Genomic DNA, 14,879 nt, shown 5'->3' with positions numbered 1-14,879 from the left:
AAGGACAGCTACTGCCATGATGAATCTGATGCACTGGCGAATGGTGGTGGCGGTGGCCGATACCGGCAACATTACCCGGGCTGCCGAGCGAGTCGGCATGACCCAGTCCGGTGCCAGCCAGGCGCTGGCACTGATCGAAGAAACATTGGGTGTTCAGCTGTTCAGCCGGGAAAACCGTCAGACCCTGCCAACCGCAATAGGCCTGCCAGTGATCGAGCAGGCCCGCACCATGCTCGGCGCCCTGGAAACCATCCGCAGCACGGTCGACGCTGCCAAAAACGTCCAGCGCGGGAGCATTCGCCTGGCCAGTTTTCCGATGGTGCTGGCGACATTTCTACCGCCGCTGTTACGCCAGTTCAATCGGCTCTACCCCGGCATTCAGGTGGTGGCTCTGGAAGTCAGCGACGATGAAGTGGAAACCCTGCTCGCAGCCGGGTTGGTGGACGTTGGTGTGGTGTTGAACCCGGCACCCGAACGCAATGCCGGGCGACTGGGCCGCGATGCCTGGGTGGCGGTGTTGCCCGGCGGCCATCCCTTGGCCCGCGGCACTGCCGAGGACGGTATCAGCCTCGCGCAATTGGCGACGCAACCCTTTGTGCTGGCCACGGGCGGTTGTTCGACCAATGCCCGCAGCCTGGCGGCCGACGCCGGTTTGCAACTGCTGGACGTGCGGGCCGAGGTCCGCGAGTGGAGCAGTGCATTCACCCTGGTGCGGGAAAACATCGGCGTGAGCGTGGTGCCAGAAATGACACTGCCGGCCAATCGCCAGGGTCTGCGGGTGGTTCCGCTGATGCCACGGATCGAGCGCGAATTTGCCCTGGTGGTTGCTGCGCATAAGGAAGCGTCGCCCGCAGTAAAAGCGTTGCTGGCCATGCTCGGCAATCAATGACCCACGCGGGTGGCTGAACCGATTTTGTGCTGAATACTGGCCGACTAATGGCATTGCGTCCGACATTTCACTGGCTATGCTCACCCGTAACTAACTATTTCAGTCACAAAAATGAATGGTTCATGACTGAAAAAGTGAGTGCCGCGACATAAGCCAAAGAGTGCGCCACCCAAGGCACCAACACTGAACAACAAGGAGCCGTGCCGTAAATGGAGTTACTTACCAAAACGTTAGGGTTGGCCCGACCGGGCTATCAAGAGAAGGATGTCTTGATGAGAGCGTTGCTGCATGGACACTCCGATTGAACATCATTTATCACCTGACAAATCCTTCCGTTGGAGGGATGCGTGTGCCTGTTCCGTGGAACGTAGTGGTGGATCTTGAAAGACCGACGACTTTCATCAATCAAAAGAACGCGCTGAAGGTGATAGAACCATGTTTAACCTACATCACAAGGCTGATCTGCTGGAGATCGAGCGATTCAACTGCGCATTGACCGAAGCCAACGCCAAGTTGGCGGCCATCAGTCGCTCGATGGCGATGATCGAGTTCAGCCCCGAAGGCATCGTGCTCGACGCCAACGACAACTTCTGCGCCACCATGGGTTACAGCGCCGAGGAAGTGCACGGTAAACATCACCGCATATTCTGTGAAGAAGCGTTTTATCGCAGTGAGGAATACGCCAAGTTGTGGCGTGACCTGGCCCGTGGCGAACCGATCAGTGGCACCTTCCAGCGCTTGAACAAGGTCGGCCGGGAGATTTGGCTTGAAGCCAGTTACATGCCGGTATTCGGGCCTGATCGCCAAGTAAGAAGTGTGATGAAAGTGGCGTCGGACATAACTGACCGAATCAATAAGGAACACGAAAACGAAAGCATGCTCGCGGCCATCGGGCGTTCCATGGCGGTGATCGAATTCACCCCTGAAGGTCGCGTGATTAGCGCTAACGAAAACTTCCTGAAAACCATGCATTACTCGCTCAACGAAGTCGTCGGCCAGCACCACAGTATGTTCTGCCAGCGCAGCGAAGCCGAATCCCCGCAGTACAAGGCGTTCTGGGCATCGCTCAATCGCGGCGAATATCACTCGCACCGTTTCGAGCGCAAAGACAAATACGGTCATACGGTATTTCTGGAGGCGTCCTACAACCCGCTGTTCGACAGCAAGGGCCGCTTGTACAAAGTGGTCAAGTTCGCCAGCGACATCACTCACCAAGTCACCACCCTGCAAACCGCTGCGGAATCGGCCCACAGCACCTCGGTACAAAACGACGCCTGTGCGCAGAAAGGCTCCCAAGTGGTTCAACAAACGGTGCAGATCATCCAGGACATTTCCCGCGACCTCAACGAAGCGGCCGAGAGCATCGATGCGGTGAGCAAACAGTCCGACATCATCGGCACCATCGTCCAGACCATTCGCGGCATTGCCGATCAGACCAACCTGCTGGCGCTGAACGCCGCCATCGAAGCGGCCCGGGCCGGGGAGCATGGGCGCGGGTTTGCGGTGGTCGCCGATGAAGTTCGCAGCCTCGCGGCACGTACCAGTCAGGCGACGCTGGAGATTGTCGAGGTGGTGCGCAAGAACCATGATTTGTCGTTGAGCGCGGTGTCGAGCATGCAATCGAGCTTGAGCCGCACCGGGTTAGGTGTGGAGTTGGCGAACGAAGCGGGGGAGGTGATTCTGGAGATTCAACAAGGGTCGCGGCATGTGGTGGATGCAATCAGCCAGTTCAACTCGACGTTGCAATTAAACTGATCCCAGAAACACCACAAACCCAATGTGGGAGCGGGCTTGCTCGCGAAGGCGTCGTGTCAGTCAACATCAATGGTGTCTGACACGCCGCCTTCGCGAGCAAGCCCGCTCCCACAGGGTTTTGTATGTTGGCCTTAGAGCGAAGCCAGAAACTTGTCGACCACCTGAGGGCTATCAGGCTTTTCAGAACTGCCGTTTTCCTTGTCAGCCTGCGCCAGTTTGATCTTGTCCTGCATACGATCCGCGATTTCCTTGCCGATGGCCGCTTGTTTCTCTGGCGGCATCGCTTTCAACTGATCTTCGGTAATGCCCATCTCTTTCAGAATACTGTCGCGCAAACGCTGTTCCGGCGTTTTGCTCATGTAGTCCTTGAAGTCGGTCATCGCGGTGCTGTCGGTGGACTTGGCTTTGTTGTCGTCCGGAACGGAAGCTTGCAGGCCCACGCGGGTTTTCGCGAATGCTTCATCAACGTTGTCGCTGATGGTGCTCGCCGCGCTGACTTGCTGGGTGGCGGACGTCAGGCCGGACGACTGCGCATTGGTGCTGTCCTGCTTGATTTGCGCCACGGTGTTTTGCGCGTTCTGGATCAAACCACTGTACAGCGCACTGGCGGCGGCCGTGGTCGGGTCCATGTCGGTGCGCTGGGTCTTTTGAACGATGGAAGCTTGATGGGCACTGACCAACATGATGGGTAAACCTGTAGGTAATTGCTGTTGAGTCTGTAAGAGCAATTAGCGTGCCGCCGCCGAAACGCCCGGTTTACGGGGCGACTCAGCAGCGGCGGCGGTCAGATCTTGCCGCTGGGCGGCAGACGGCAACCGCTTCAACGGTGAGCAATGTTTTCGAGCGCCAGGTTGCGGGTTCTCGGACCGAAGTAACCGATGGTGATCATCACGATCAACATGCTGCTGACGATGAACGCCAACACCCCCGGTGTGCCGAAGTGTTCGAGAAAGATCCCGATCAGCAAGCTGCTGAACACCGTCGACAAACGACTGAACGAATAACAGAAGCCCACGGCCCGGGCGCGGATGTTGGTGGGGAACAGTTCACTTTGGTAGGAGTGGTAGGCGAAGCTCAGCCAGGCGTTGCAGAAGGTAATCATCACCCCGCAGACGATCAGCCCGACAGCGCTGGTCTGTAGCGCGAACAGCGTGCCGAAAGTCATGGCGCCCAACGCCGAGCCGACGATCTGCCACTTGTTCTCGAAACGGTTGGCAAACTTCACGAACAGCAACGGCCCGAGCGGGTAGGCGAGGGTGATGATGAAGGCGTACATCAGGCTGTGGGTCACGCTCACGCCTTGGCCGGAGAGCAGCGCCGGCAACCAGTTGCCGAACCCGAAAAAGCCGATGGCCTGGAACACATGGAACACGATCAGCATCAACGCGCGGCGGCGATAGGGCGGTTGCCAGATATCGGCGAAGCGGCCCGAGCCCTGAATGTCCACCGCTGCCAATTCCGGCTCATCCAGCGGTTTGCCCAGATCTTTCACGCAGCGGGCTTCGATGGTATCGAGAATCCTGCTGGCCTCATCGAAGCGACCATGCTGCGCCAACCAGCGCGGCGACTCCGGCAGCCGCGAACGCAGCCACCAGATGAACAACGCAAACACCGCGCTGGCCAACACCACCCAACGCCAACCCGACACTCCGAACGGCGCCTGCGGCACCAACCACCAGGACATCAGCGCGACCGCCGGCACCGACAAAAACTGCACGAAAAACGCAAAGGCGAACGCCGAACTGCGCATGCGTTTGGGCACCAGTTCCGAGAGGTAGGCGTCGATGGTCACCAGTTCGATACCGAGGCCGATGCCCACCAGAAAGCGCATGCAGATAATGCCCAGCGCCGAACTCTGAACGCCCATGGCCACGGTCGCGACGGTGTACCAGATCAGGGCAAAGGTGAAGATCGCACGGCGGCCGAAGCGGTCGGCCAGTGGACTCAGAAGACTCGCGCCGAGGAACAATCCAAGAAAGGTTGCCGAGGCAAACGCGGCTTGATCCGAGAAACCGAACACACCCTGACTGCCCGTGGCGAAGATGCCGTCGCGAATCAAGCCGGGGCTGATGTAGGCAGTCTGGAACAGGTCATAGAGTTCGAAAAAACCACCGATGGACAGCAACGCCACCAGCCGCCAGATTGTGGAAACAGCGGGGAGGCGGTCGATGCGAGCGGAAATCTGTGCGGCACGAACAGGGTCGATGCCGTCTGATTGAGCAGCGGCGGGGAAGTGAGCAGGCATGGGCTGATCCGATTCTTGTTGAACGGGAAGCTTAGCCTGCTATCGGAAATAAATGATTGTGAATCTTTGCGCCTTTGTGGCGAGATTCGCCGGGTTATTGCAATAACGGCTTGGGTTTTAAGGGTTTATGGCGCAATCGGGATATCAAACTCGCGAAACGCGTCATCCACCGGCAGATAACCCAGCACCCGCGTGGTTTCGCTGAGATCGAGACGCTTGAAGCGGTTATTGGAAATACCGTGGGCGATCAGGTGTTGCACGCCTTCGACTTCCACCGAACGCTGCAGCAATTGCACCGCATCGCGGGGGCTGAGCCAGGCGCTCAGGTCCCGGGCGTTGGTCAGCTCATGACGGTCCGGGAATTCGAAGGCGCCGATGCGAATGGCGATGGTCGAGAGCCCGCGTTTGGCGGCATAAAACCCACACAACGCCTCGCCGTAACATTTGCTGACGCCATACAGATTGGCCGGCATGACCTGCATGCCCGGGGTGATCTGGCGGTCCACCGGGTAGCCTTCGATGGTTTGCGCGCTACTGGCGAATACCAGCCGTTTACAACCGGCCGCTACCGCCGCTTCGAACAGGTAAGTGGTGGCCAGAATGTTGTTGGGCAACAGTTCGTCGAAGGTTGCCGTGGCGTGGGGAATGCCGGCGAGGTGGACGATGACATCAATGCCTTCCAGCACTGCTTCTATTGCCTTGGGATCGGCCATGTCCAGGCGTACGAAACGGTGGGGCGCCTCGACCGGGAGTTCGGGGGCGACGCGGTCAGTCAGCACGAAGGTGTAACGATCCTTCGACGCTTCGAAAAAGGTTTTGCCGATTCTGCCGCAGGCGCCGGTGAGCAGTACGTTGAGTCCGTTCATGAATCTCTCTTTTTATGGGAATGTGTTGGGGTATGCCGATGAGCTCTGCCTGACACCGAACCTGTGGCGAGGGAGCTTGCTCCCGCTGGACTGCGCAGCAGTCCCATTCTTCTGGGATCGCTTCGCAGCCAGCGGGAGCAAGCTCCCTCACCACAGAGTCAGGGCAAACCATTGCAACCATGTTTGAGGAATCCCGGACGCTGTGCCAGCCGCTGGAAATACTCATCGACGGCCGGGTAATCGGGCCGCTCCATCGGCGTCATCAGCCAGCGATTGACCGACAGACCGATAACGATATCCGCGAGGGTAAAGCGTGGCCCGGCAACATAAGCCTTGGTAGCCGCGAGCTGCTGCTCAAGGATGCTCATCTTGTGGTTCCAGTCATTTATGCCGACACCAATCTGATGCGGGTCCTGAAACTCGGGGTCTTTACGCACCAGCGCGGTGAACGCGTAGCTCCACGACCGATTAAGCTCGGTGGCCTGCCAATCCATCCATTGCTCTACCCGGGCGCGGGCGGCGGGTTCAGTGGGCAGCAACTCGTGGTTGTGATGCTTGCCGGCCAGGTAACGGCAAATGGTGTTGGACTCCCACAACACCCCGGCGTCATCGATGATCACCGGCACTTGGGCGTTGGGGTTGAGACGGGTGAACTCGGGGCTGTGGGTCGAGGCAAAACCGCTGCCCCAGTCCTCACGTTCGTAGGAAACGCCCAGTTCCTCACAGGTCCATAGGACTTTTCTGACGTTGATGGACGAAGCCTTTCCGAGAATTTTCAGTGGATGTTCCATGGCGCTACTCCTTCAGCGAATCGACGCCTCGGGAATCTAACATCAAGAAGCAGCATCCGGCAGGGCCGACGCTGGCAAACCAAACGTGCGATCAAACAGCCAGTTGAAGGCGAAGGTGTAGCACGGGATGAACAGGATCAGCGCCAGATCCAGCAAGAACGCTTGCACCAGGCTGATGTTCATCCACCAGGCGATCAACGGGATGAGAAACACTATCAAGGTTAGTTGAAAACCCACGGCATGGGCGATGCGCCGCTTGACCGTGCGGGTGCGCGAGGGCTGGCGACTTTCCCAGCGCTCGAACAGCGAGGTGTAGATGAAGTTCCAGGTCACTGCGAGGGTGGTAATGATCACCGCCAGCGGGCCGGTGCTGCCGGGTGAGGTGCCGGACAACAGCGCCAGGCCCAGGGCCGAGAAGGTCATGCCGATCACTTCATACAGCGATACGTAAACCAGTTTGCGTTTAACGCCTTGCATGGGTTTTGCCTCTTTCTTGCCAACAGATGCCAGCAGTGCTGGCGAAGGCGACGAAAGATAGCTTCAATAGGCCTGACAGAAAAAGTCAGTAGCTTTCAGTTTTATTGATAGGACGACGGATGAATTTCAACAGTGACAGCATCGAATTGTTTCTCGCGGTGATCGAGCGTGGCTCGTTTTCGGCGGCGGCCAGAGCGCTGGGAAAAGTACCGTCGGCGGTGAGCATGAGCATTGCCAATCTGGAGGCTGAACTCGGTTATCCGCTGTTCGACCGCAGCCATCGCGAACCGGTGCCGACCGCCATGGCCAGTGCGCTGGTGCCCCACGCGCGGCTGATTTTTGAACAACTCAAGCAGTTGCAGGTGCATGCGGTGGAGTTGTCGCTGGGGCTGGAGAGCAAGCTGTCGATCGGTGTGGTGGCGGACATGGACAAGCGCCGGTTGATGGCCGCGATCAAGGTGATTGCCGAGCGTCATCCGCTGTTGGACATCGAAGTACTGACGGCACCTCAGGATGATGTGCTGGCGATGCTCCACAGCGGTCGGGTCAGCGTGTGCCTGGCGTTCGCCGGGTTGAGCATGAACGTGCTGGAGCGTTTCCAGTTCGTCGGCACCGAGCGGATGATCGCCACGCTGGCGGCGGACAACCCGCTGTTCCAGGGGCAGGATCTGTTTCTGGAAGATTTGGTGCAAGTACGGCAAATCATCGTCGCCAGCCGCGACTTGCCAATCAGCGAAACCCGGCCGTTGGTGGGCGAGTCTTATTGGCGCACCGACACCCTGGCGGCCGCACTGGAAATGGTCGAGGCGGGGTTGGGCTGGGGCAATTTTCCGCTGTCGGTGGTGCAACCGTTGCTGGATGCCGGGCGGCTCAAGCGCCTGCGGTTCAGGAACATTGAAAACGGCTTGGTGCTGCCGGTGCATGCGGTGTGGCTCAAGAGCCAGCCGTTGCAGAAAGGCGCGTTGGCCTTCGTAAGGCTTATGTCCGCCGCATAACCTGTGGCGAGCGAGCTTGCTCGCGCTGGACTGCGTAGCAGTCCTCTGCTTTTTTGGGGCCGCTTCGCAGCCCAGCGGGAGCAAGCTCCCTCGCCACAGGGACAGCGGTCGACTTGAGGTGTAGGAATGCTCTGTAGGAAAGCAGTTTCAGCAGGTTTCAAAAGGCTACAGCTTCTTGCTCCATTGCCTACAACTACGCCAGAATCCGCCGGCTTGTGCGTCTGGTGCCCGGACTTTATCGTTCCCGTGTCGCTGCCAATTCAGCGATCGGGTCTAGCAGCCCGGGTACTTTAGACGCATGCGTTCACCGTTCGTGGTCCGTTCACGTTATGGCGGCTGTGCGTGGGAAGATCTTCGGATCTACCGGGTTCTAGAGTCCTGGTCTGCTAGCCCACGCACGGCTGTCACCTTATTTTCGCCTAGCAGCGAATCGTGGCAGCTCCATGACTCTAGGAGCATTACCATGTTCAAACCGACTCCCAATCCGCCACGCAAAATCAGTCCCATGTTCAGCGTCTCGGCGGACATCAACAACGAAACTCTGCTGGCCCACGCCTGCGAATCCCTGGCTTCAGCCACTGTCATGATCAATGACTTCGTGACCTTCCTGGAAAGCCCTCATCGCAACACAGCGCTGGGCATTGCGCAGATCATCCTGTCGGCGGAAATGGCAGTGAATCGAGCGCTGGATAACGTCGACCCACAAGACTAAACACTGACCTGTGGCGAGGGAGCTTGCTCCCGTCGGACTGCGAAGCAGTCCCCTGTTTTTTGGGGCCGCTTCGCAGCCCAGCGCGAGCAAGCTCGCTCGCCACAGGGGCGGGACGCAACCTTCAGGTGCTTTCCCGCACCTTCAACTCAAACCCCATGTCTTGCACCGGTTTGGCCACTGCGTTACCCGCCATCAAGGTCAGCATCTGCTCCGCCGCGCGCCGGCCGATAGCCTCACGCGGGGTGCTGATGCTGCTCAGGCGCGGCACCATGTGCGCCGAGGCGGGCAGGTCGTTGAAGCCCAGGACCGCAATTTGCTCGGGGATCTTGATTCCGCAGCGCATGGCTTCCAGCAGTGCGCCCTGGGCCAGGTCGTCGTTGCCGAAGAAGATCGCGTCCACATCCGGATGGCTGGCCAGCAGTTGCAGGAACAGTTCGCCGCCCAAACCGACAGAAGATGCGCGCGGGGTCAGCACTTCCAGATCCGGGTCGTACAAACCAGCCTTTTGCAGAGCCTTGCGGAAACCTTCGCCGCGCAACAACGTGCGTTGATCCAGTTGCGCGCCGATATAAGCCAGGCGTTTACGACCGCGAAACAGCAAATGCTCGGCCGCCGTCTCACCCGCAGCCAGTTGCGAGAAACCGACACAATTCAGCCCGGCGGCGCTGTCCAGCTCCATCATGTAGACGCAGGGAATGTTGCTGGCCTCGATCATCCGCCGCGAACTTTCAGTGCGATCAAACCCGGTCAGCAGCAAGCCGCGCGGCTGATAAGCCATGTAGTTGCGCAACAGGTTTTCTTCTTCATCACGCGAGTAGTGGAAGTTGCCGATCAGCACTTCAAAGCCCTTGGGCCGCAATACTTGATGAATGGCTTCCAGGGTGTCGATGAACAGCAGGTTGGACAGCGACGGCACCAACACCACCACCGAATGGCTCTGGGCCGAGGCCAAGGCGCGGGCGGCGGGGTTGACCACGTAATTCAGCTCAAGCGCGGCTTTCTGCACTTTTTCCACCAGTTCGGTGGCCACGGTGCTGACCCCGCGCAAGGCCCGGGAAGCGGTGATCGGACTGACGCCGGCCAGGCGTGCAACTTCGTTCAGGGTAGGGCGGCCAGTGGTGCGTGTATTTTTATCGTTTTTAGGGGTGGTCATCGGGGCGGCTTGCCAAACAAAATTCAAGGCACTAAGGTAGCGCTGTCTCGATGCAGCTGCAAATGCGTGAGCGGGGTTTGCCTGATCCTCGTTCTTTGGCGTCGCGAACGAACATGCTGCAACCCACAAAAATGACAAAAAGGCGTCGGCAACTTCTGCTTTTGATCTGGTGTCATAACTGGCAAAGGTAGCGCTGTCTGCGCGCTGAGGTGTTTCATGAATCATCCCATCACCGCCCTGGTCATCATGGGCGTTGCCGGTTGTGGCAAGACTTGCGTCAGCGAAGCCTTGTGCCAGCTCAGCGGCGCGACTGCCATTGAAGGCGACACTTTCCACCCTGCCGCCAATATCGAAAAGATGAGCGCGGGTATCCCCCTGAACGACGAAGACCGTGCCGGCTGGCTCGACAGCCTGTGCGACGAATTGCGCCGTGTTGACGCCAAGGGCGAGCGCCCGGTGTTGACCTGTTCGGCCCTCAAACACAGTTATCGCGAAGTGCTGCGCAGTGCCTTGCCGGGCCTGGGCTTCGTGTTCCTTGAGCTGACCCCCGAAGTCGCCGCCGAGCGTGTATCGCACCGCCCGGGCCACTTCATGCCGTCGACCTTGATTGACAGTCAGTTCGCCACCCTTGAATCCCCCGTTGGCGAGCCGCTGACCCTGGCCCTCGACGCTTCGAATCACAGCGTCGAGCAACTGGCCAAGCAGGCGCATGTCTGGTGGCTTGAACACGGTTTGAAACTCGCGGTATGAGTTTTCCTCCAAGAGATAGCGCTGTCCTTATGGCTTGCGAATTACCCGCTTTAATAACAACAACAATCAGGAGACACCCCTAATGTTTGGCATGTCCCACGAGTCGTTCCTGCTGCTAGATGCAGTGGTTACCGTGATCGGGCTTATTGTCCTGATCACCAAATTCAAACTGCACCCGTTCATTGCCCTGATCATCGCAGCCGGTTTCCTCGGCCTGACCTCCGGCATGCCGGTGGGCACCATTCTCAAAGCGTTCCAGGACGGCTTCGGTGGTGTGCTCGGCTTTGTCGGGATCATCCTCGCGCTGGGCACCATGCTCGGCAAGATGATGGCCGAGTCGGGCGGGGCAGATCAGATTGCCCAGACCCTGATTCGCGCGTTCGGTAAAGAGCGCGTGCAGTGGGCCATGATGTTCGCGGCGTTCCTGGTCGGCATTCCGCTGTTCTTCGAAATCGGCTTCGTGCTACTGATTCCATTGGTATTCATCGTTGCCCGGCGTACCGGCGTGTCGATCATCAAGATCGGTATCCCGCTGCTGGCCGGTCTGTCGGCGGTGCACGGCCTAGTGCCACCGCACCCGGGCCCGCTGCTGGCCATTGGCGTGTTCGGTGCCGACATCGGTAAAACCATTCTGTACGGCCTGATCGTAGCGCTGCCGACCGCCATTATTGCTGGTCCGATCTTCGGTACGTTCATTGCCAAGTACATCCCGGGTCATGCCAATCAGGAACTGGTGGATCAACTGGCGCGCGAGCCACAGGCCGCCACGCTGCCAAGCTTCGCCATTACCCTGATCACCGTGCTGCTGCCGGTGTTCCTGATGTTGCTCAAGACTTTTGCTGATGTGGCACTGCCGGACGGGCACTTCTTCCGCAGCTGGATGGACCTGATCGGTCACCCGATCTCGGCGCTGCTGCTGGCGTTGCTGCTGTCGCTGTACACCTTTGGCCATCGTCAGGGCATTGGTTCGAAACAGATCCTGAAACTGCTGGATTCGAGCCTTGCGCCGACCGCCGCAATCATCCTGATCATCGGTGCCGGTGGTGGCTTCAAGCAGATGCTGGTGACCAGCGGTGTGGGTGACGTGATTGGCCACATGGCGGTGAACGCACAGATCTCGCCGATCCTGCTGGCCTGGCTGGTGGCGGCGGTGATTCGTATCGCGACGGGTTCGGCAACCGTGGCGACCATTACGGGCGCGGGCATCGTGGTGCCGGTGGTGGGGATGATTCCGGGTGTGAACCGTGAGCTGCTGGTGCTGGCCACCGGTGCCGGTTCGCTGGTGCTGTCTCACGTCAACGACGCAGGTTTCTGGCTGGTGAAGCAGTACTTCAACATGACTGTGGCCGAGACGTTCAAAACCTGGACCGCGATGGAAACCATCCTGTCCGTGGTGGCGCTGGGCTTTATCTTGCTGTTGTCGCTGGTCGTCTAAGCACACAGCAAAACAATTGTGGGAGCGGGCTTGCTCGCGAAAGCGGACTTACATTCAACATCTACTTTGAATGTAAGGTCCCCTTCGCGAGCAAGCCCGCTCCCACATTGGTTATGGGTCAGGCGTTGGTTTTAGCGACCAACCCATCCGCCCGAAGCATCCCGCGAATCCCGCGCACAGCCTGACGAATCCGGTCCTGGTTTTCGATCAGCGCGAAGCGCACATGATCATCCCCATATTCCCCGAATCCTACGCCCGGCGAGACGCAGACCTTCGCTTCGGCGAGCATTTTCTTGGCGAATTCCAGCGAGCCCAGATGCGCATACGCCTCGGGAATCTTCGCCCAGACGTACATCGAGGCTTTCGGGTTTTCGACCATCCAGCCCAGTTCATGCAGGCCTTTGACCAGCACGTTGCGACGCTGCCGATATTGCTCGGCAATGTCTTTCACGCACTGCTGATCGCCTTCCAGCGCGGCAATCGCTGCGACCTGCAACGGCGTGAAAGTGCCGTAGTCGTGATAACTCTTGATCCGCGCGAGGGCGTTGACCAGCTCGGCGTTACCGACCATGAAACCGATGCGCCAGCCGGCCATGTTGTAGCTCTTGGACAGGGTGAAAAACTCCACCGCAATGTCCTTGGCGCCAGGCACTTGCATGATCGACGGGGCTTTCCAGCCGTCGTAGACGATGTCGGCGTAGGCCAGGTCGTGCACCACCAAAACGTCGTACTGTTTGGCGAGGGCGATTACGCGCTCGAAGAAATCCAGCTCAACACATTGGGCGGTCGGGTTCGACGGAAAGCCGAGGATCATCATCTTCGGTTTCGGGATTGAGCCGCGAATGGCGCTTTCCAGTTCGGCGAAGAAATCCACGCCCGGAATCAGCGGCACCGAGCGCACCTGGGCGCCGGCAATCACCGCGCCGTAGATGTGAATCGGGTAGCTCGGATTCGGCACCAGTACGGTGTCGCCCTGGTCGAGGGTGGCCAGCATCAAATGCGCCAGGCCTTCCTTGGAACCGATGGTGACAATGGCTTCGGTTTCCGGGTCGATATCGACCGCGTAGCGATCCTTGTACCAGTTGGAAATCGCCCGGCGCAGACGCGGGATGCCCTTGGACGTCGAATAACCGTGGGTGTCTTCGCGCTGGGCGACGGTCACCAGTTTTTCGACAATGTGCGGCGGGGTCGGGCCATCAGGGTTGCCCATGCTGAAGTCGATGATGTCTTCGCCACGACGACGGGCGGCCATCTTCAGCTCGGCAGTGATGTTGAATACATAAGGGGGGAGTCGATCTATGCGCGCAAAGCGGCGCGGCGAACCTGGGTTAGCCATTGTTGCCTCGGATAACGTGAGCGCCCGGAACCGTCCGAGCGACGCTGGCCACTGCGGTGGCCTGTGGCGGAATGTAAGGGCTGTTGTGGCAAACTGTCCAGCGTCTGTGTAAACAAAAATTTCCGAAGGAAACGGGTTGATGGAATTTAGCAGTGGCTTCTTGCTGAGCCTTTCGCTGTGCCTGGATATCGGCGTGGCCAACATTGCGATGATCACGCTGGCGATGCAACGCGGCTATTTTCAAGGCTTTGCGCTGGGGTTGGGGACTTGCGTCGGCGACTTGATCTACGCCGTGCTGGCGCTGGCCGGGATGACGGTTTTGCTGCAATACGAAACCGTGCGCTGGGTGCTGTGGATTGGCGGTTCGGCATTGTTGCTGTACTTCGCGGCGAAGATGATCTACTCGGCGATCCACCACGAAGCGGTGCTGGCCCAGGGCGCGGAGGCGGGAAACAACTCCCATCGGCGTGAGTTTTTTCGCGGCATTTTCCTCGCCATGTCCTCGCCCAGCGCGATTCTCTGGTTCGCCGCGGTGGGCGGCACCCTGATTGCCCGTTCCGGCGGCGGTGGCACGCTCAGTTCGGCGTTGTTTCTCGGCGGATTTCTCTGCGCCGGGGTGCTGTGGTGCGTCGCCTTGTGCTTTGCGGCGAGTCACGGCGGCAAGTTGCTGGGTGACAAGCTGCTGCGTTACTCCTACATGGCATCGGCGGCGATCTTCTGCTATTTCGCGGTCTACGTGATCCTATCGGGTTACAACGAGTTTATCGGCAAGGCTGCCGTCGGGCAGGTTCCCGGGCTCTGATTGGGCGAATCGGGTTTGGCTTCTATACTCCCAGCCGAACCCACCATTTTTGTACCAGGAGTTGCGTCATGGATGAGCAAACACGCGTCAAACCGGCCGAGCCACGCTTTGAGAGCGGCCACTTCCTGCTCATTGCCGGGCTTGGCGGGCGATTTACCCAGGAAACCTCCAAGAAAATCCCCGAGCTCTGGGAGAAATTCATCCCTGAGATTGGCAAAATTCCCGGTCAAAAAAGCGAAGTGACCTACGGCATCTGCTGCAATCCCGACGGCATGGGTGGCTTCGAATACATCGCCGGCGTCGAAATCAGCAAGCTTGACGACTTGCCGGACAAATACCGCTGGGTCGAGGTTCAGCCTCAGCATTACGCGGTGTTCGAGCACAAAGGCTCGCTGGACACCTTGCCCCAGACCTTTCAGTACATCTGGAAAACCTGGCTGCCGCAGTCCGGTCGTCAGGCGGCAGATGCCCCGGAGTTCGAACGCTACAGCGAGGACTTCAACCCGAAGCTCAATACCGGGGTGCTGGAAATCTGGTTGCCACTCAAGGATTGAAAACCGCGAGAGGCGGACCCCACGTCCGCCTCTCGATGGGTTATTTACCCTGCTTCAGCCGTCGCGCCCGCAACAGGTCGATGGACAACGTAATGAAGCCAAACGCGCTGATGCCCAAC

Annotated in this window: 15 protein-coding genes and 1 pseudogene; 9 read left to right on the top strand and 7 right to left on the bottom strand. The window is 59.0% G+C overall.

Annotated elements, in window-relative coordinates:
• Window positions 1–16: 16 nt before the first annotated feature.
• The 3 genes and pseudogenes from ACWIKB_RS13960 to ACWIKB_RS13950 all read left to right on the top strand — a co-directional run bounded on the left by ACWIKB_RS13960 (window position 17) and on the right by ACWIKB_RS13950 (window position 2,644).
• The gene (locus ACWIKB_RS13960; protein ID WP_475267510.1) at window positions 17–889 is read left to right on the top strand and encodes a LysR family transcriptional regulator; all 873 of its coding nucleotides are present in this window, start codon (window positions 17–19) and stop codon (window positions 887–889) included.
• Between the two features lie 435 nt (window positions 890–1,324).
• Window positions 1,325–2,101, top strand: a pseudogene (locus tag ACWIKB_RS13955) (PAS domain-containing protein); the annotation flags it as partial.
• A gap of 84 nt (window positions 2,102–2,185) precedes the next feature.
• On the top strand, window positions 2,186–2,644 hold the full coding sequence (locus tag ACWIKB_RS13950; protein ID WP_401327027.1) for a methyl-accepting chemotaxis protein: 459 nt from the start codon (window positions 2,186–2,188) through the stop codon (window positions 2,642–2,644).
• Between the two features lie 131 nt (window positions 2,645–2,775).
• Here the strand turns inward: ACWIKB_RS13950 and ACWIKB_RS13945 are convergent, their stop codons facing one another.
• The 5 genes from ACWIKB_RS13945 to ACWIKB_RS13925 form a co-directional block, all read right to left on the bottom strand.
• Window positions 2,776–3,327, bottom strand: a complete 552-nt coding sequence (locus ACWIKB_RS13945) for a hypothetical protein (RefSeq protein ID WP_475267508.1) — start codon at window positions 3,325–3,327, stop codon at window positions 2,776–2,778.
• Between the two features lie 137 nt (window positions 3,328–3,464).
• Window positions 3,465–4,889, bottom strand: a complete 1,425-nt coding sequence (locus ACWIKB_RS13940) for an MFS transporter (protein ID WP_475267506.1) — start codon at window positions 4,887–4,889, stop codon at window positions 3,465–3,467.
• Between the two features lie 125 nt (window positions 4,890–5,014).
• Window positions 5,015–5,755, bottom strand: a complete 741-nt coding sequence (locus tag ACWIKB_RS13935; RefSeq protein WP_475267504.1) for an NAD-dependent epimerase/dehydratase family protein — start codon at window positions 5,753–5,755, stop codon at window positions 5,015–5,017.
• Window positions 5,756–5,913: 158 nt separating this feature from the next.
• The gene (locus ACWIKB_RS13930) at window positions 5,914–6,546 is read right to left on the bottom strand and encodes a glutathione S-transferase family protein (protein ID WP_475267502.1); all 633 of its coding nucleotides are present in this window, start codon (window positions 6,544–6,546) and stop codon (window positions 5,914–5,916) included.
• Between the two features lie 42 nt (window positions 6,547–6,588).
• Window positions 6,589–7,023, bottom strand: coding sequence for a PACE efflux transporter (locus ACWIKB_RS13925; RefSeq protein WP_475267500.1), 435 nt, complete (start codon window positions 7,021–7,023; stop codon window positions 6,589–6,591).
• A 119-nt stretch (window positions 7,024–7,142) separates the two neighbouring features.
• Between ACWIKB_RS13925 and ACWIKB_RS13920 the strand changes: the two genes are divergently transcribed.
• Window positions 7,143–8,018 (top strand): LysR family transcriptional regulator, encoded by an 876-nt coding sequence (locus tag ACWIKB_RS13920; protein WP_475267498.1) that lies wholly within the window; start codon window positions 7,143–7,145, stop codon window positions 8,016–8,018.
• Window positions 8,019–8,481: 463 nt separating this feature from the next.
• Window positions 8,482–8,730: a DUF6124 family protein gene (locus ACWIKB_RS13915; RefSeq protein ID WP_475267496.1), complete on the top strand. Its 249-nt coding sequence runs from the start codon at window positions 8,482–8,484 to the stop codon at window positions 8,728–8,730.
• 121 nt (window positions 8,731–8,851) lie between these two features.
• On the opposite strand, the gene gntR is transcribed toward ACWIKB_RS13915, so the two are convergent.
• Window positions 8,852–9,883 carry an HTH-type transcriptional regulator GntR gene (gntR, locus tag ACWIKB_RS13910; RefSeq protein WP_475267494.1) on the bottom strand — a complete coding sequence of 344 codons (1,032 nt, stop codon included), beginning with the start codon at window positions 9,881–9,883 and terminating at the stop codon, window positions 8,852–8,854.
• 216 nt (window positions 9,884–10,099) lie between these two features.
• Between gntR and ACWIKB_RS13905 the strand changes: the two genes are divergently transcribed.
• Window positions 10,100–10,633, top strand: a complete 534-nt coding sequence (locus tag ACWIKB_RS13905; RefSeq protein ID WP_149657824.1) for a gluconokinase — start codon at window positions 10,100–10,102, stop codon at window positions 10,631–10,633.
• Between the two features lie 82 nt (window positions 10,634–10,715).
• Window positions 10,716–12,068 (top strand): GntP family permease, encoded by a 1,353-nt coding sequence (locus ACWIKB_RS13900; RefSeq protein WP_475267492.1) that lies wholly within the window; start codon window positions 10,716–10,718, stop codon window positions 12,066–12,068.
• Window positions 12,069–12,186: 118 nt separating this feature from the next.
• Here the strand turns inward: ACWIKB_RS13900 and alaC are convergent, their stop codons facing one another.
• The gene (gene alaC / locus ACWIKB_RS13895; RefSeq protein ID WP_475267490.1) at window positions 12,187–13,404 is read right to left on the bottom strand and encodes an alanine transaminase; all 1,218 of its coding nucleotides are present in this window, start codon (window positions 13,402–13,404) and stop codon (window positions 12,187–12,189) included.
• A 139-nt stretch (window positions 13,405–13,543) separates the two neighbouring features.
• On the opposite strand from alaC, the gene ACWIKB_RS13890 reads away from it, so the two are divergent.
• Together ACWIKB_RS13890 and ACWIKB_RS13885 are read left to right on the top strand one after the other, a co-directional pair.
• Window positions 13,544–14,206, top strand: coding sequence for a LysE family translocator (locus ACWIKB_RS13890; RefSeq protein ID WP_475267488.1), 663 nt, complete (start codon window positions 13,544–13,546; stop codon window positions 14,204–14,206).
• 68 nt (window positions 14,207–14,274) lie between these two features.
• Window positions 14,275–14,760, top strand: coding sequence for a GyrI-like domain-containing protein (locus ACWIKB_RS13885; RefSeq protein ID WP_475267486.1), 486 nt, complete (start codon window positions 14,275–14,277; stop codon window positions 14,758–14,760).
• Window positions 14,761–14,879 lie beyond the last annotated feature (119 nt).

The sequence above is a fragment of the Pseudomonas sp. 5Vm1k genome, from assembly GCF_056161485.1.
This window is presented reverse-complemented; position numbering and strand designations above follow the sequence as displayed.